The organism is Microbacterium sp. ARD31 (assembly GCF_031844425.1).
Window position 1 is genome coordinate 1 of the sequence record NZ_JAUZVE010000022.1, and the last position, 15,950, is coordinate 15,950.

Here is a 15,950-nt window from a genome sequence, read left to right on the forward strand (position 1 = left end):
CGCACCCGACCCGCCCGCCGCTCGGACATCGACCACATCGTCGCCTACGACCACGACGCCGACGCCGAGGGCCGGCCACAGCCCGGCCCGACCACCACGTCGAATCTGGCCTGCTTGTGCCGGTCCCACCACCGGTTGAAGACCCACACCGCCTGGCACTACCGCATGCTCGAGCCCGGGGTGTTCGAGTGGACCAGCCCCCACGGCCACCGCTACCGCCGCGACCACACCGGCACCAGCCCGATCGACGAGCCCCGGCCATCCGACCGACCATGACCGCGCCCCGCACCCCGCCAGTCCCCACGATGGCGGGGTCACAGCCACGTCGCAGGCACCTCGCCGTCACGCTCGCCCCGGCACAGATCTCCTCGAGCGCCGGACGTCGGCGACGGCACCCGGTCAATTGGGGCAATGTGGTCACGGCGCGCGGCCTGATCGTGGAGGGTAGGGCTTCCGGCACCGGCGGGAACGACGGGCCATCAGAGCTGCGAACGGGAAGGCAGTCACAGGTGAACGCCGAGCTTCGCAGGGCCGGGGTCGGGCTGGCCGGCGCGACGTTGGCTGTGCTGGTCCTCCTCGACCTGCTCCTCCCGAGCGTGTCCCTGGCGGTGCTGTTCGCCCTGTCGCCCATGGTCGCGTGCGCGGTGCTCCCGCCGAGGCCCACCGCAGTCTTCGGTGTCGCCGCGCTCCTGGCTGCGGTCGCGTCGCACGGGTGGAGCGACGACTCGAGCCTGGCCCAGCACCTCGTGCGCCTCGTCGCGGTCGTCACCTTCTCCGCGACCGCTGCCGTCGTGGCCCACATCCGCGTCCGGCGCGAGGACCAGCTCCAGCACGTGAGCCGGCTCGCGGAGGTCGCGCAGCGGGCCGTCCTGCCGGTGCTGCCCGCCCACGCCCGACGCGTCAACATCGCCGTGCGCTACCGCTCGGCCACCGCGGACGCCCTCATCGGCGGAGACCTCTACGACTGCTACCACTCCCGCAGCCACACCCGCTTCCTCGTGGGCGACGTCCGCGGCAAGGGCCTCGGCGCCGTCGAGCAGGCGGCGCGCGTCATCCGGTCCTTCCGGCAGGCCGCCGCGTTCCAGCAGGACCTCGGTGACGTCGCCGACGACATGAACGCCTACCTGCTCCCGTTCTTCGACCCCGAGGAGTTCGTCACCGCGATCCTGCTCGACGCCACCGACGCCGACCGGCCGCACATCGTGTCCGCGGGCCACCCGCCGCCGTTGCTGATCCGTTCCGACGGCTCCGCCGAGCTCGTGGAGCTCGACAACGACCTCCCCCTCGGTCTCGGCTTCCGCTACGAGCGCCACGACTTCACGTGGGAGCCGGGTGACCGGCTCCTGCTCTACACCGACGGGCTCAGCGAAGCCCGCGACGCGAACGGCGAGTTCCTCAACCTCCTCGCCCTCGCGCCCCACCTCGTCGGCCTCGACGTGGACGCCGCAGCAGACCGCCTCCTCGACCTGACCCGCGACCACTCCCGGGGCAGCACCGACGCGGCCGACGACCTGGCCGTCCTCCTGCTGGAGCACGCCGTCGACGAGCAGGACTACCGCCCCGAGGACGCGCAGCACGACTGGGGCACCTCGCTTCCCCGCTGAACCGCGCCAGCGCGCTCGCGAGTTCCGCCGAACCGCCCACGCCGTCCACGACGAGCGCCTACGGTCGCCCGGTCAGCACCATCCGGCGGCGCGGATGCCCGCACCGCCCCGTCCTGGGGGACAACATCGCCATGCGCAGAACCACCGTGTCGACCGCCGTCGCCGCGATCGTCGGCCTCGTCGCGACGATGCTCGTCACCTTCTCAGCGCCGGCCGGGGCGGTGCTCGTCGACCGCGACTGCGCCGACTTCCCGTCGCAGGCCGCGGCCCAGAGCTTCTTCCTGGCCAACGGCGGACCGCAGGACGACCCGCACCGTCTCGACGACGAGGGAGACGGCGTCGCCTGCGAGTCGAACCCGTGCCCGTGCGTCGGTCGCGGCGGATCGAACCCCCAGACGCCGGCGCACCTCGGCAGCACGAGCGACACCGGCCCACGCCTTCGCCGCGAGACCGGCAACGTGACCCGGGTCGTCGACGGCGACACGCTGGACGTACGCCTGCGCAGCGGCGCCGTCGTGTCGGTGCGGATGCTCGGCATCGACACGCCCGAGCGCGGTCGCTGCGGTTCCGCCGAGGCCACCGACAACCTCCGCCGGCTGGCCCCTGTGGGATCGACCGTCGACCTCGTCTCCGACCGCACCCAGGCCGTCGAGGACCGGTACGGCCGCCTCCTGCGCTACGTCGCCCGCCGGGGCGGCTTCAAGGACCTCTCCTACCGCCAGGCCTACAACGGCTACACCAGGCACTACGTCTTCGGAGGCACGCCGGTGGCGCGCGACCGGCAGTACGGCCGGGCGATCGCGAGCGCCCGCGGCAACGCCCGCGGTCTGTGGGGCGGGTGCTGGTGACCACCGCGCCGAGCGGGTGGGCCACCGGGCGCTAGCGTGGCCCCGGTGCGGGTCGTGCTGCTCGGGGACAGCCACCTCGCCCGGGTGCGCCGCGACCTCCCCGTCCTGGGCCCGCACGTCTGCAACGCAGCAGTGGGCGGCGCGACGTCGCTGGACCTGCTCGCGCAGGCCGCATCGGCGGGCGTCCGGGAGGACGACGTGGTCGTGGTGTCCGTCGGGACCAACGACGCCGCGCCGTGGAAGCAGGTCCCAGTGGCAGCATTCGGCGCGGCCGTGACCCGATGCCTGGAGTCGGCGCCGGCCCGCAGCTGGGTATGCGTCACCCCGCCAGGCGTGGACGAGTCGCGCACAGGTGGCCGCACGAACGCCGTGCTCGACGCGTACCGGGAGGCCGCGGTCTCGGCGTTCGCAGGAGCGCGCGTGGTGCGCGCCGAGGAGGTCATCCGGCCCCTCGGGACCGGTGCGTTCGCCCGCGACGGCCTCCACCTGGGCGGGCGGGCGTACGCCCTGCTGCTGCCGGCGATCGCCCGCACCCTGGCCGAGGATCAGACGGCGCGCGACATCGACAGGGAGAACGCCTCCACCGTCCCGTCGGCGGCGACCTCGAAGGGCACTCGGTCGCGGACGACGAAGCCCCGCGCGAGGTAGAACGGGATCGCGAGCTCGTTGCCCTCGGTCACCGACACCCGCTGCTCCGTGGCTCCCGCAGCCACCTGCTGCCGGGTGACGGCGTCGAGGAGCGCCGTACCGATGCCCTGCCCGCGCAGCGCCAGGTCGAGGTACAGGACGAGGACGTGGCCAACAGTCCGGTCCGTGACGCCACCGCCTGCGGCACCGATCACGCGGCCCGACGCCGTCGCCGCGACGACGTACCCCTGCCATCGAGGGTCGTCGCCCGCTGGTGCGAGCTCGGAGCGGACGCGTGCCAGGTCGTAGTACTCGCGGATGCGTCGCTCGGTGGCCGCCGGCGGGAGCAACCCCCGAGACGAGGCGGCGAAGCCCGCGCAGCACACGTCCCGGACCGCGCTCTCCTCGCCGGGCCGTGCCGGGCGGACCTCGTACGGCTCCACGTCCTCGGATCGCACCACGTCGCGCAGCATAGGAGCAACGACGCTGCCGCAGATCGGTCGCCGGTTCCCCTCAGGTGACCCCGCCGGAAGCCGATGGGGAACGTCGAAGCCCACGGACGGGCTTCGCGATCAACGCACAGGGATGGTGCACCGACATGATTCTGCTGACCCGACTCTCCGGTACGGCGTTCGTCTTGAACGCCGACCTGATCGAGCGCCTCGACAGCACCCCGGACACGGTGGTGACGCTGGTCGACGGCAAGAAGTACGTCGTGGCCGAGGGCCTGCTGCAGGTGGTGGAGCAGGTGCGCGCCTGGCGCGGCAGCATCGCCGCCGCCGGCATCGTGCCCGACGTCCCCCCGCAGACCATGGCGCAGCGCGCGCACCTGGCCGCGGTCGCGGACCACCCTGCCCTGGACTCCACGCCCGTGGCCACGATGGAGGAGGAGCGCTGATGGACCCGGCAACCCTGATCGGGGTCCTCGTCGGCCTCGTCATCATCGTCGTCGCCAACATCATGGAGGGCGGCAACCCGATGAGCCTCCTCCTCGTGCCGCCGATGCTGCTGGTGTTCGGCACCACGCTGATGGTGACGATGGCAGGTGGCACGATCCCCGACGCCAAGAACGCGCTGGCGTCCCTCAAGACCGCCTTCACCGCCAAGGTGCGCCCGGCCGGCGAGGTCGTGCCCATGGTGGTCGCGCTGGCCGAGAAGGCCCGCCGCGAGGGCCTGCTGGCGCTCGAGGAGGAGCTGAAGAAGGTCGACGACCCCTTCCTCGTGAAGGGCGTCACCCTCGCCATCGACGGCACCGACCCCGACGAGGTCCGCGAGATCCTCGAGGCCGAGGTCCACGCGACGAAGGCGCACGGCAAGCACTCGGCGAAGTTCTTCGCCGACGCCGGCGCCTACGCCCCCACGATCGGCATCGTCGGCACCGTGATGGGCCTGGTGCACGTCCTGGAGAACCTCGCCCAGCCCGAGGAGCTCGGCCACCTCATCGCCGCGGCATTCATCGCGACCCTGTGGGGCGTGATGTCGGCCAACGTGATCTGGCTGCCGATCGGCAACCGGCTCAAGCGCCTCACCGAGCTCGAGGCCGCGCGCATGGAGCTCGTCATCGAGGGCGTGGCCGCCATCCAGGCCGGGTCCAACCCCCGCGTGATCGCCCAGAAGCTCACCTCCCTGCTGCCTGCCGGCGAGCAGCCCGCACCTGACGCGAAGGCCGCGTGACGTGAGCGCCGGAGGACGCCGCCCTCGTCGCGAGGAGCACGAGGAGCACGAGAACCACGAGCGCTGGCTCGTGACGTACGCCGACATGGTGACGCTGCTGATGGTGCTGTTCATCGTGATGTTCGCGATGAGCTCGGTCGACCAGAAGAAGTTCAACGCCCTCAAGGACGGCCTGGCCGCCGGCTTCGGGGACTCCACCTCGGTGATGACCGGCTCGGAGTCGATCCTGGACAACCCCGGCGTCGCCGCCGTGCAGCCGGTGCGCTCCGACAAGTTCCCCGCGGGCAGCCCGGCCGCCCAGCAGGCGCTGGAGCACCAGGACCGGGAGTACGCCGACGCGCAGCTCGAGGCCGCCCGCCTCGACGGGCTGGGCAAGCGCCTGGCCGAGGCGCTCCGCAAGGAGGGGCTCGGCGGTGACGTCACGCGCCGCGTCGACGAGCGGGGGCTGGTCCTGAGCCTGACCTCGCGGCACGTCGTCTTCGAGCCCGACCGGGCCGAGCTGAGCCGCCGCGGCCAGCGGGTGGTCGCGGCGGTCGCGCCGGTCCTGCGCGACGCCACCGAGGACCTGCGCATCGACGGGCACACCAACCAGGTGCCCGTGAAGCCGCGCTACTTCGCCTCCGACTGGGACCTCTCCTCCGCGCGGGCCGTGACCGTGCTGCGCTACCTCCAGGAGGTCGGCCGGATCCCGGGCGAGCGGCTCAGCGCCGCAGCCTTCGGCCACGAGGTGCCGCTGATCGACCCGAAGAAGCCCGGCTCCCAGGACATCAACAAGCGAGTGGACATCGTCGTCCTCTCCAACCTGCCCGCCGCCTCGCGCGAGCTGCTCGACGACGTCGCCGCCGCAGGGAGCAGCGGCACCCACAACCCGACCGAGGGAGGATCCTCATGACCAGCGCCACCATGGAACGCCCCACGAAGGCGGCGGCCGACGAGTCCGAGCCGAGCGGGGGCAAGAAGAAGAAGCTCATCGTGATCGCGCTGGTCCTCGTCCTCGCGGGCGCCGCCGCGTGGTGGTTCTTCCTGCGCCCGAGCGGCCCGGCCGAGCCGGAGCCCGGCGAGGTGATGACCATGGAGCCGATCCAGGTCAACCTCGCCGACGGGCACTACCTGCGGGTGGGCATCGCGCTCCAGCTCTCCGCGGACGCCCACGAGGCCGACGGCAGCAAGGCGCTCGACGCGACGATCGAGCTGTTCAGCGGCGTCGAGCAGACCGACCTGGTCAAGGCGGGACAGCGCAAGGAGCTGAAGGCCAAGCTCGAGGAGAAGCTCCACCACGACTACCACGGCGACGTCCTGGAGGTGTACTTCACCGAGTTCGTCACGCAGTAGCCGGTTGGCGCGGACGCAGCAGTCCCTGCAGCAGTCCGCGCCAACCCCTCAGGTCCGCTCCGCGGAGGCCGATACCTGACTTCGTGACGGCCCTGCAGACTCCCCGCTCACCCGCGCACACCGGTGCCCGGGCACGTCGGCGTGCCCGCAGCGCGACGGAGCCGGTGGCGTACGACTTCCGCCGCCCGATCCAGCTCTCGCGCGAGCACACCCGCCTGCTCCAGGTGAGCTTCGACGGGTTCGCCCGCCAGATGGCCACGGTGTTCACGTCCGCGCTCCGCACGGTCTGCACGGCCCAGCTGCGCGGTGTGGCGCAGCAGACCTACGCCGAGCACGTCGACTCCCTCGACGCGATGACGTACGCCGTGAAGGTCAGCATCGACCCGCTGCCCGGCGTCGCCCTGCTCGACCTCCCGCTGCCCGTGGTGATGGGCGCGATCGACCAGATGCTCGGCGGTCCCGGCTCGGTGAACCAGCCCGAGCGGCCGTTGACCGACATCGAGAGCGCCGTCGTGCGCGGCGTCGTGACCCGCCTCCTGGGCGAGCTGGCGTACAGCGTGGCGAGCGTCGTCGACGTCACCCCCGGCGTGGTCGGCATCGAGTACAACCCACAGCTGGCCCAGGCGGCCGCTCCCAGCGACGCCGTGATCGTGGCGAGCTTCGACCTCACGATCAAGGAGCGGACGCACCCCGTCACGTTCTGCATGCCCTTCGCCGGGCTGCACCCCGTCCTCGCCAAGGCGGCTGCGCCCGCTCCCGTCTCGGAGCGCGAGCGCGAGCAGCGCACCCGTTCCGCCCAGCTCGTCGACCGCCGCTTCCAGGACGTCCCGGTCGACGCCGTGGTCCGCTTCCGCCCCACGCGGCTGGGCCCCGATGCCCTCACCCACCTCGCCGTCGGCGACGTGCTGCGTCTCTCGCACCGCGCCTCCGACCCGCTCGACGTCGTCGTCGGCGACGCCACCTTCGCCCAGGCCACGGCCGGCAGCCACGGCGCCCGGCTGGCGGCCCTGGTCGTCGGCACCGCCAGTACCAAGGAGAACGCATGACCACCACCACCGACCGCAGCCACGACCTGAGCGCCGCGGACCTCCAGGCGAGCGTCGTCACGGCCGCCACCGCCGCGGCCGAGGTGCTCCCCGCCCCGAGCCCGCTCGCCGCCGGCGAGCCGGTCCCGGGCGAGGAGTGGGCCAGCACCGGCCTGGCCGGCGCCGTGGTCGCCGAGCTGCACCTCCCGGGCGCCCCGCGCCTCGCGGTGCTCGTCGGCGCCGACCTCGTCGAGGCGCTGGCCGCCAGCCCGCTGGGCGGGCTGGACCTCGCCGCGGCTGCGCAGCCCGCGCTGGAGGCGGCAGCCGCCGCGTTCGGCACCGGCTGCGGCGCCGGTCGCGAGGTGTCGGTGGAGCTCGTCGCCTCCGACCTCGGCACGTCGTTCACCGCCGTCCCGCTCCTCGGCGGCGGCCTCACCGCGGGTGCGCTCCTCGTCTCCGACTCCGCGGCCGCCGCGTCCGCGTCGGTCAGTGCCGCCGTCCAGGCCGAGCCCGCCTCGGTGCCCGTGGCGCGCCTGCCCCAGCGCGGCATCGAGATGCTGCACGGCGTCGACATGGAGGTGACGGTCGAGCTCGGCCGCACCACCATGACGGTCCGCGACCTGCTGGCCCTCTCGCCCGGTGAGGTCCTCGAGCTCGACCGCGCCGCCGGCAGCCCGGCCGACCTGCTGGTCAACGGCCGCCTCATCGCCCGCGGCGAGGTCGTCGTCGTCGACGAGGACTTCGGCCTGCGCGTCACCGAGATCATCGACGAGAGCGCAGCAGGCTGACGTGCTCGAGCTCACGGTGCGACTGATCGCCTCGCTGGCGGTCGTCGTAGGACTCATGCTGCTCCTGGCCCGCCTGGTCGGGAAGCGGTACGGCGCGCGCGCCGGCGCTCCCGTGCAGGTGCTGCACCGGCAGCCGCTCTCGCGCAGCGCCTCGGTCGCGGTGATCACTGTCGGCAGCCGCGTGCTGGTCGTCGGCTCGACCGACCACCAGGTCAGCCTGCTGACCGAGCTGGACCCCGAGGAGCTGGTGGACGCCGAGCTCGAGGCCGCCCTCGCTGAGCAGGAGGGCGAGCTGGAGGGTGAGCAGGAGATCGAGCTCACGGCCGAGCTGCCCCTCGACCTGCCTGCCCGGCCCGACGCCGCGGCTGCCGTCCCCGCGCGGACCGGCATCGCGTCCCTGACCTCGTTGCCCTCCCTCACCGCGCTCACGCAGCGGACCCCGCGCCCGGCCGCCTCGCCGCGCCGCACCCCCGTTGCTCAGGGCACCTCGACCGACGGCGCCCTCTCCGGCTCGGTCCTCTCCGCCCAGACCTGGCGGCAGGCCTTCGCCGCCGCGACGGGCAAGACGTCGTGACCGCGCGTTCTCGGGTCGCGCGCCACCTCGCCGCCGTGCTGGCCGCCGTCTTCGCCGCCGCTGCGGTGCTGCTCGGCCTGACCGCGACGCCGGCCGCAGCCGCGCCGGCCCCGTCCACCGCTGGTGTGCACACCGTCGCCTCGGCGCTGCCGATGGCCCCGGAGGGCCCCGACGGCCCCCGCGCCCCGAAGGGTCCGCAGGGCCCGAACGGCGGGGACAGCTCGGTGACCATCGACCTCGACGGGATCACCGACAAGCCCAGCACGCCGGTCACGGTCATCCTGGCCCTGTCGCTGCTGTCGCTGCTGCCTGCGATCCTGCTGACCTGCACGAGCTTCACCAAGGTGCTGATCGTGCTCGGCCTGACCCGCAACGCCCTCGGCCTGCAGCAGATCCCGCCCAACCAGGTGCTGGCCGGTCTCGCCCTGTTCCTGTCGCTGTTCATCATGGCGCCGGTGCTCAGCGAGATGAACGACACCGGGATCCAGCCCTACCTCGGTGGCGACAAGACCGCCTCGGTGGCGTACGACGACGGCGTCGAGCCGCTGCGCGACTTCATGCTCGACCAGACCGGCGACGACGAGCTGCGACTGCTGACCAACGTCGCGGGCCGCGACCTGCCGAAGGACCGCGAGGACGTGTCGATGGCGACGCTGGTGCCGTCGTTCGTGCTGAGCGAGCTCAAGCAGGCGTTCATCATCGGCTTCATCATCTTCATCCCCTTCCTCGTCATCGACATCGTCATCAGCGGCGCGCTGATGGCCCTCGGCATGATGATGATGCCGCCGGTGATGGTGTCGCTGCCCTTCAAGCTGCTGCTCTTCGTCCTCGTCGACGGGTGGGGGCTGGTCATCACCTCCGTCGTCTCGAGCTACCAGTAGGCCACCATGACCGACACCACCGTCATCAACATCGCGCTCCAGACCATGGTCGTCGCGCTGAAGCTCTCCGCGCCGATCCTCGTCACCTCGCTCGTCATCGGCTTCACGATCTCGCTGTTCCAGTCGATGACGCAGATCCAGGAGTTCACGCTCGCCTTCGTGCCCAAGCTGGTCGGGGTCGGGGTGGCGCTGCTGATCTCCGGCGGCTGGATGCTGGAGACCCTCGTCGACTTCACCAAGGACCTCTTCGAGCTGGTCCCCTCGCTGCTGGGCTGACCCGTGACCCTGACCGTCGCCGGCGAGCCGCTGCTGGCCTACCTGCTGGCGTCCGTGCGCATCATCGCCTGGCTCGCGCTCGTGCCGCCCTTCGCCGGGCGCTCGGTCCCGACCATGGCCAAGGTGGTGCTCTCCCTCGGCCTGGCGTTCGCCGTCGTACCGTCCGTGGAGGGCGGCAGCATCCCGACCGGCACGGGCGAGCTGCTGGTCACCGCCCTCACGCAGGTCGTCGTGGGCTCCGCACTGGGCCTGGTGACCTACACCCTGCTCGCCGCGATCGCCACGGCCGGCTCGCTCATCGACACCTTCGGCGGCTTCCAGCTCGCGCAGGGCTTCGACCCGCTGTCGATGAACATGAACACGGTCTTCGGCAAGCTCCACCAGATGCTCGCGGTGATGATCCTGTTCGCCACCGGCGGGCACCTCCTCGTCCTCGGCGGCCTGCTCCGCACCTTCGACGTGCTGCCGCTCGGCGAGGCGCCCCGGCTCGAGGGCGCCTCCCACGTGCTGATCACGGCGTTCGGGATGTTCTTCCTGACCGCCGTGCAGATCGCGCTGCCGCTCGTGGCCGTGCTCTTCGTGGCCGACCTCGGGCTCGCGCTGCTGACCAAGGTCGCGCCGCACCTCAACGCCATCAACGTGATGTTCCCGGCCAAGATCGGCCTCACCCTGCTGCTGCTCGGCATGTCCTTCCCGGTGCTCCCGGAGGCCGTCGGCCGGCTCGTCGAGCTGGCCAACGAGGCCCAGTTCGCGCTCGTGGGCGGGGGGTGAGGACGGGTGTCGGAGGAGAAGACCGAGAAGCCCACAGCCAAGAAGCGCAAGGAGTCGCGCAAGGAGGGGCAGGTCCCGCGCACCCAGGAGCTGGGCGGCTGGGCGACCCTCCTGCTCGTCGGGATGGTGCTGCCGAGCCTCCTCGGGCGTGAGCTGACCGCCCTCGCCGAGCTGATGCGCGACTGCTTCAGTGTCCAGGGCCGCGTCGAGCTCTCCGACGCGATGACCCTGCTCGGTCGCGGGGCCCGCCACGTGATGATCACCCTCGTCACCCTCGGCACGGCCGTCATGATCATCGGCGTGGGCGCGGCGCTCGCCCAGGGCGGCTTCTTCATGGCCACCAAGAGCGTGAAGCCGTCGCTGACCAAGCTCAACCCGCTGCAGGGCTTCAAGCGCGTCTTCGGCACCCAGGCCCTCTGGGAGGGCGCCAAGATGCTGCTCAAGAGCGCCGTCGTCGGCTTCGTGGCCTACGGCGCGGTGTCCGCGCTGATGCCCCTCATCGGCGGGCTGGTGCCGATCGCCGCGGTCCTCGAGGTCGTCCGCGACGAGGTGCTGTCGCTGGTGCGCAGCGTCGCGGTCGCCGGCCTGGTCATGGCGGTGCTCGACTACGCCATGGTGCGCCGCCGGATGGGCAAGAAGACCCGGATGAGCAAGCACGAGGTCAAGCAGGAGAGCAAGCAGACCGAGGGCGACCCGCTCCTCAAGGGCGCCATCCGCTCGCGCCAGCTCGCCGCCTCCCGCAACCGGATGATGGCCGACGTGCCCACCGCCGACGTCGTGCTCGTCAACCCCACCCACGTCGCGGTCGCCCTGAAGTACGACGCCGACCGCGGCGCGCCGCGCGTGGTCGCCCGCGGCGCCGGCGTGGTCGCCCAGCGCATCCGTGAGGAGGCCGCCGAGCACGGCGTGCCCCTCGTCCGCGACATCCCGCTCGCACGGGCGCTCCACCGGTCCACGGTGGTCGGCCAGGAGATCCCCGCCGAGCTGTACGCCGCCGTGGCGCAGGTCCTCGCCTTCGTCATCTCCCGGCGCACGGCCGGCGCCCGCGGGGGCGAGCACCACACGCCGCGGCAGCACGGCGACCTGCCGGCCGTCCCCGTCGGTGCCCGGCGGCGCCGGTCGGTCGCGCCCGCCGCCACGGCGGCGGTCCAGAACTCCTCAGGAGCGGTCACCCCCGGCCGATGAGGCCTGTGGCGCCAGGACGGCGCCGCCCTCGTGCCACGGACGGCGCGCCCCTCGGCGACCCTCCCGAAAGGCACCTCGTGGCCCCCAAGCGACTGCTCCAGCTGGGCGTACCGGCTGGCATCGTGCTGATCGTCGTGATGCTCGTGGTGCCGCTGCCGGCCGTCGTGCTCGACATGCTCATCGCGCTCAACATCACCAGCGCGCTCCTCGTGCTCCTGGTCGCGATGTTCGTGCACAAGCCGTTGGAGTTCGCGGCGTTCCCGGCCGTCGTGCTCGTCCTGACGCTCTTCCGCCTCGCCCTCAACGTCAGCGCGACCCGGCTCGTGCTGCTCGACGGCTACGCCGGCAAGGTCATCGACACCTTCGGCCACTTCGTGGTCGGCGGCTCGCTGATCGTCGGCCTCATCGTCTTCGCGATCCTGCTGATCATCCAGTTCGTCGTGATCACCAAGGGCGCCGAGCGCGTCGCCGAGGTCGGCGCGCGCTTCACCCTCGACGCGATGCCGGGCAAGCAGATGGCCATCGACGCCGACCTCAACTCGGGCCTCATCGACGAGGACGAGGCCCGCCGCCGGCGCCACGAGGTGCACGCGGAGGCCGACTTCTACGGCGCGATGGACGGTGCCTCGAAGTTCGTCAAGGGCGACGCGATCGCCGCCATCGTCATCACGATGGTCAACCTGCTCGGCGGCTTCGCCGTCGGCATGGCACAGCGCGGCATGTCGTTCGGCGACGCGATCACGACCTACAGCCTGCTGTCGGTCGGAGACGGCCTGGTCTCGCAGATCCCCGCGCTGCTGCTCTCGACGGCCACCGGCCTCATCGTCACCCGCAACACCGGCGACTCCGACATGGGCTCGGACATCCTGCGCCAGCTCACCGCCAACAAGCTGCCGCTGCAGATCGCCGGCTTCGGCGCCCTCTTCATCTGCCTGATCCCGGGCTTGCCCAAGCTGCCCTTCGTCACCACCGGCGGCATCATGCTGCTGGCGTCGAGCCGGGTCCCCAAGCCCGAGCCAGAGGGAGCCGAGCTGCTCGGCGAGCAGTCCCTCGCGCCCCCGCCGGACACCCCCGAGCTGCTCGCCGCCGAGATCCAGGTGGACCCCCTCGGCCTCGAGCTCTCGCCCGACATCATCGACCTCGTCGACACCGCCAGCGGCGGCGACCTGCTCGACCGGGTCAAGGCGCTGCGCCGCAAGATCGCCGGCGAGCTCGGCATCATCGTGCCGCCCGTGCGCACCCGCGACAGCATCGACCTGCCGTCCGGCACCTACGCCATCCGGCTGTTCGGCATCGAGGTCGCGCGGGGCGAGGCCCCCCGCGGCACCGTGCTCGCCATCGGCGACAACCTCGGCGTCATGCCCGGCCAGCCGACGCGGGAGCCCGTCTTCGGCCTCGAGGCGTCCTGGATCCCCGCCGAGCTGCGGGTCCAGGCCGAGCTCAACGGGGCGACGGTCGTCGACCGGGCCTCGGTCATCACCACCCACCTCGCCGAGGTCGTCGGCCAGCACGCCGCCCGGCTGCTCGGCCGTGAGGACGTCAAGACCCTCACCGAGCTGGTACGGCGCAGCCACCCCGTCGTGGTCGAGGAGCTCACCCCCGCCCAGCTCAGCCTCGGCGAGGTCCAGCGCGTCCTGCAGGGCCTGCTCGTGGAGGGCGTCGCGGTGCGCGACCTCGTCCGCATCTTCGAGGCCCTCTCGCTCAAGGCCCAGTCGACCAAGGACCCCGACACCCTCGTCGAGGCGGCCCGGGCCGCGCTCGGCCCCGCGATCGTGGCGCCCCACCTGCTCGACGGCGTCGTGCACGTCATCAGCTTCGACCCGCTGCTCGAGCAGCGGATGCTCGAGGCGGTCCGGCCGGGGGAGCACGGGGCGGTCGTCGCCCTCGACCCGATGGCCGGCCAGAGCGTGCTCGGCGAGCTCTCCGACCTGCGCGTCGCCGCGGAGGAGCAGGGCCTGCGCCCCGTGGTGGTCTGCGCACCGCAGCTGCGCGCGGCCGTGCGCCGCATGGTGGCCCCCGCGCTGCAGACCACCGCGGTGCTGTCCTACACCGAGCTGGTCGGTGCGACGCAGGTGCGCTCCGTCGGCACCGTCTCCGGTGACCGCCTGGCGGTGACCGCATGAGGCCCGTCTCCGGCACGATGCTCCTCGTCTCCGCCGTGCTGACCTCGCCCGCCCTGGCCGGCGCCTTCACCGGCGCGGTCCCGGTCGACGTGGCCCTCGCGCGCTACCTCGTCGTCGCAGGCGTCTCGTGGGTGCTGCTGACGGTGGCCTACGAGTGGTTCTGGTCCGAGCCGCCGGCCCGGGCAGCCGAGTCCTCCCCGAGCGTCGCCGACGGGACCGACGCGTCCTGACCCGCGCCCTCAACGTTTTCGGGGCACCATGCGTCAAGAGGGTGCAGGTGCCACCGAGGCACCGGGACGGGGGACACGGGTGGACGACTCCACGAGGGCCGACTTCGCGGACTTCGTCGCGCTGCAGGCCCGGCCCCTGCTGGGCTTCGCCCACGCGCTGACGGCCGATCCGCACGACGCGTGGGACCTCACCCAGGAGCCGCTGGCGCGGATGGGCGAGCGCTGGGGACGCACGACGTACGACACCCCGGCCGCCTACGCCCGGACCGTGATGGTCCGGCTCAACATCGACCGGGTCCGGCGGCTGCGCCGCGAGCTGCCGCGTGCGGCGGCCGGGCCCGAGGTGGCCGTGCCTGCCGAGGACGCCGACGGGATGGAGCCGTGGCTGGTCGAGGCGCTCGCCACGCTCTCGCCCCGCCAGCGCACGGCGCTGGCCCTGCGGTACGTCGACGACCTCGACGTGCGCGGGATCGCCGAGCGGATGGGCTGCTCCGAGGGCACCGTCAAGAGCCAGCTGTCCCGTGGCACCGAGCGCCTGCGCGAGCACGCCCGCGCACGCGGCGTGCTGACGACACGGGAGGGATGAGGCGATGACCGAGGAACAGATCAGGGACGGCTACGAGCGGCTCGACTCCGCGCTGCACGCACCCATGGACGCGCTCGACCGGGTCGAGAGGCGCATGCGGGCACGCCGCCGACGCCGCCGGGCCGGCGTCGGCGTCGGGGCTGCGGTCGCCGTGGCCGCGATCGGCGGCTACGCCGCGGTCTCGGCAGGAGGCTCCGACGACGGCCGGGAGGGTCTGGTCGGGGTGGACACCCCGCCGGACTCCCTCGTGATGACGCGACCCGACGGCTCGACCTACGCGTTCGAGGACGTCACCGTGACGTGCGACGCCCCAGGCGGGGAGGGCGGAGCGAGACGCCTCCTCCTGTCCAGCCCGAGGCGCCTCGACGGGGAGCGGCTGCTCCAGCCGTTCGTCATGATCGAGGCCGACGTCGCCGAGCTGGACGGGCCTCGCACGTTCACCCTGCCGGCCGAGAGCGCCGACGGCTCGTCGGAGTCGCTCCCGATGACCGTGTTCGTCGCCGACACCGAGGGGGCCCCGGACGGCAACGAGGTCGTCAGCTCCACCGGCAGCACCGGCACGGTCCGCGTCATCCGGGCGTCCTGCGACCCCACCCCGGTCCTGGAGCTCGAGCTCGACGTGACGCTCGCGAGCGAGGAGCAGGCCGAGGACGGGCAGATGAAGCAGTCGCTCGACCTGATCGGCAGCGTGCGCTGAACGCGCGCTCAGCCCTGCCCGGCCGCGTCCGGGTCGCAGCACACGATCCCGGTGTTGCCGTCCTGGTCGGCGACGACGACGAGGCCCGGCGCCTGGCTGTCGTCGACCACCGTGCCGCCGGCGGCGACCGCGGCGGCGACGCGCTGCGCGGCCACCTCGGGAGCGAGGTAGACCTCGACGTGGAGCCGCTGCGGGCCGGACGCGTCGCCGTCGTCGAACCACAGGTTCGGGACCCGCGCCGTGGCGTCGCGGACCTCGTCGCTCGGTGACCCGCGGCCCTGGGACTCGGCCTCGCCCGTCAGGAGGGCCGCCCACACGGGCGCGAGGGTCCCCGGCCTCGTCGTGTCGAGTCCGAGCTCGACCTCGGCGACCGCCGCCGGATCGGCCTCGAGCCCGAGGTCGGCAGCGATGCCGGAGATGCGGTGGGCGAGGTCGACGTCCTGCTGGGTCACCCACTCCACGACGTGCTCGGTGCCGTCGTCCGCGCGGTAGATCGCGTCGGGGGTCACCAGCTCGAGGTCGACGTGCTCCGCGCCGACCACCACCCGCGGGTGGTGGCCCACCTCGTCTCCGGCCTCACCGACCGCGACCGCGAACCGGGCTCCGGCCGCGAAGCCGTCGGTGCGGAACCGCGCGTGCAGCCCCTGTGCCAGCTTCCGCCAGTCGGTGAGCCCGGCCTCGGCGATCCGGGCGCTGCGCAGCATGTCCTTGCCTCCCATGCCTGCCGAC

The 15,950-nt window shown here is 72.8% G+C and carries 20 protein-coding genes and 1 pseudogene; 19 read left to right on the forward strand and 2 right to left on the reverse strand.

Annotated elements, in window-relative coordinates:
* The 4 genes and pseudogenes from Q9S36_RS32520 to Q9S36_RS32535 all read left to right on the forward strand — a co-directional run.
* Positions 1 to 276, forward strand: a pseudogene (locus tag Q9S36_RS32520) (HNH endonuclease signature motif containing protein); the annotation flags it as partial.
* Between the two features lie 233 nt (positions 277 to 509).
* Positions 510 to 1,604, forward strand: a complete 1,095-nt coding sequence (locus Q9S36_RS32525) for a PP2C family protein-serine/threonine phosphatase (RefSeq protein WP_311288963.1) — start codon at positions 510 to 512, stop codon at positions 1,602 to 1,604.
* A 131-nt stretch (positions 1,605 to 1,735) separates the two neighbouring features.
* Positions 1,736 to 2,452 carry a thermonuclease family protein gene (locus Q9S36_RS32530; RefSeq protein ID WP_311288964.1) on the forward strand — a complete coding sequence of 239 codons (717 nt, stop codon included), beginning with the start codon at positions 1,736 to 1,738 and terminating at the stop codon, positions 2,450 to 2,452.
* Between the two features lie 45 nt (positions 2,453 to 2,497).
* A complete protein-coding gene (locus Q9S36_RS32535; RefSeq protein ID WP_311288965.1) occupies positions 2,498 to 3,100 on the forward strand; it encodes an SGNH/GDSL hydrolase family protein in 603 nt (200 codons plus the stop codon).
* Here Q9S36_RS32535 and Q9S36_RS32540 read toward each other — a convergent pair.
* Positions 2,998 to 3,540 carry a GNAT family N-acetyltransferase gene (locus Q9S36_RS32540; protein WP_311288966.1) on the reverse strand — a complete coding sequence of 181 codons (543 nt, stop codon included), beginning with the start codon at positions 3,538 to 3,540 and terminating at the stop codon, positions 2,998 to 3,000. The genes Q9S36_RS32535 and Q9S36_RS32540 overlap by 103 nt on opposite strands.
* Before the next feature lie 137 nt (positions 3,541 to 3,677).
* On the opposite strand from Q9S36_RS32540, the gene Q9S36_RS32545 reads away from it, so the two are divergent.
* The 15 genes from Q9S36_RS32545 to Q9S36_RS32615 all read left to right on the forward strand — a co-directional run bounded on the left by Q9S36_RS32545 (position 3,678) and on the right by Q9S36_RS32615 (position 15,221).
* A complete protein-coding gene (locus Q9S36_RS32545) occupies positions 3,678 to 3,977 on the forward strand; it encodes a flagellar FlbD family protein (RefSeq protein ID WP_311288967.1) in 300 nt (99 codons plus the stop codon).
* Positions 3,977 to 4,753, forward strand: a complete 777-nt coding sequence (locus tag Q9S36_RS32550) for a MotA/TolQ/ExbB proton channel family protein (RefSeq protein WP_311288968.1) — start codon at positions 3,977 to 3,979, stop codon at positions 4,751 to 4,753. The genes Q9S36_RS32545 and Q9S36_RS32550 overlap by 1 nt, the downstream gene beginning before the upstream one ends.
* A gap of 1 nt (position 4,754) precedes the next feature.
* A complete protein-coding gene (locus tag Q9S36_RS32555) occupies positions 4,755 to 5,645 on the forward strand; it encodes a flagellar motor protein MotB (RefSeq protein WP_311288969.1) in 891 nt (296 codons plus the stop codon).
* Positions 5,642 to 6,085 (forward strand): flagellar basal body-associated FliL family protein, encoded by a 444-nt coding sequence (gene fliL / locus Q9S36_RS32560; RefSeq protein ID WP_311288970.1) that lies wholly within the window; start codon positions 5,642 to 5,644, stop codon positions 6,083 to 6,085. The genes Q9S36_RS32555 and fliL overlap by 4 nt, the downstream gene beginning before the upstream one ends.
* Positions 6,086 to 6,168: 83 nt before the next feature.
* On the forward strand, positions 6,169 to 7,131 hold the full coding sequence (locus tag Q9S36_RS32565; protein WP_311288971.1) for a flagellar motor switch protein FliM: 963 nt from the start codon (positions 6,169 to 6,171) through the stop codon (positions 7,129 to 7,131).
* On the forward strand, positions 7,128 to 7,898 hold the full coding sequence (gene fliN, locus Q9S36_RS32570) for a flagellar motor switch protein FliN (RefSeq protein WP_311288972.1): 771 nt from the start codon (positions 7,128 to 7,130) through the stop codon (positions 7,896 to 7,898). The genes Q9S36_RS32565 and fliN overlap by 4 nt, the downstream gene beginning before the upstream one ends.
* 1 nt (position 7,899) lies before the next feature.
* The gene (locus tag Q9S36_RS32575) at positions 7,900 to 8,472 is read left to right on the forward strand and encodes a flagellar biosynthetic protein FliO (RefSeq protein ID WP_311288973.1); all 573 of its coding nucleotides are present in this window, start codon (positions 7,900 to 7,902) and stop codon (positions 8,470 to 8,472) included.
* Positions 8,469 to 9,353: a flagellar type III secretion system pore protein FliP gene (gene fliP / locus Q9S36_RS32580; RefSeq protein ID WP_311288974.1), complete on the forward strand. Its 885-nt coding sequence runs from the start codon at positions 8,469 to 8,471 to the stop codon at positions 9,351 to 9,353. Before Q9S36_RS32575 ends, fliP begins: the two co-directional genes overlap by 4 nt.
* 6 nt (positions 9,354 to 9,359) lie before the next feature.
* Positions 9,360 to 9,629: a flagellar biosynthesis protein FliQ gene (gene fliQ, locus Q9S36_RS32585; protein WP_311288975.1), complete on the forward strand. Its 270-nt coding sequence runs from the start codon at positions 9,360 to 9,362 to the stop codon at positions 9,627 to 9,629.
* Positions 9,630 to 9,632: 3 nt separating this feature from the next.
* Positions 9,633 to 10,400 carry a flagellar biosynthetic protein FliR gene (locus Q9S36_RS32590; RefSeq protein ID WP_311288976.1) on the forward strand — a complete coding sequence of 256 codons (768 nt, stop codon included), beginning with the start codon at positions 9,633 to 9,635 and terminating at the stop codon, positions 10,398 to 10,400.
* A 6-nt stretch (positions 10,401 to 10,406) separates the two neighbouring features.
* Complete coding sequence (locus Q9S36_RS32595; protein ID WP_311288977.1) at positions 10,407 to 11,585, forward strand: EscU/YscU/HrcU family type III secretion system export apparatus switch protein; 1,179 nt, start codon at positions 10,407 to 10,409, stop codon at positions 11,583 to 11,585.
* Positions 11,586 to 11,662: 77 nt separating this feature from the next.
* On the forward strand, positions 11,663 to 13,708 hold the full coding sequence (locus tag Q9S36_RS32600) for a flagellar biosynthesis protein FlhA (RefSeq protein ID WP_311288978.1): 2,046 nt from the start codon (positions 11,663 to 11,665) through the stop codon (positions 13,706 to 13,708).
* Positions 13,705 to 13,938 carry a hypothetical protein gene (locus Q9S36_RS32605; protein WP_311288979.1) on the forward strand — a complete coding sequence of 78 codons (234 nt, stop codon included), beginning with the start codon at positions 13,705 to 13,707 and terminating at the stop codon, positions 13,936 to 13,938. Before Q9S36_RS32600 ends, Q9S36_RS32605 begins: the two co-directional genes overlap by 4 nt.
* 79 nt (positions 13,939 to 14,017) lie before the next feature.
* Positions 14,018 to 14,524: a sigma-70 family RNA polymerase sigma factor gene (locus tag Q9S36_RS32610; protein WP_311288980.1), complete on the forward strand. Its 507-nt coding sequence runs from the start codon at positions 14,018 to 14,020 to the stop codon at positions 14,522 to 14,524.
* 4 nt (positions 14,525 to 14,528) lie between these two features.
* Positions 14,529 to 15,221, forward strand: coding sequence for a hypothetical protein (locus tag Q9S36_RS32615; RefSeq protein WP_311288981.1), 693 nt, complete (start codon positions 14,529 to 14,531; stop codon positions 15,219 to 15,221).
* 8 nt (positions 15,222 to 15,229) lie between these two features.
* On the opposite strand, the gene Q9S36_RS32620 is transcribed toward Q9S36_RS32615, so the two are convergent.
* On the reverse strand, positions 15,230 to 15,940 hold the full coding sequence (locus tag Q9S36_RS32620) for a VOC family protein (protein WP_311288982.1): 711 nt from the start codon (positions 15,938 to 15,940) through the stop codon (positions 15,230 to 15,232).
* Positions 15,941 to 15,950: the final 10 nt, after the last annotated feature.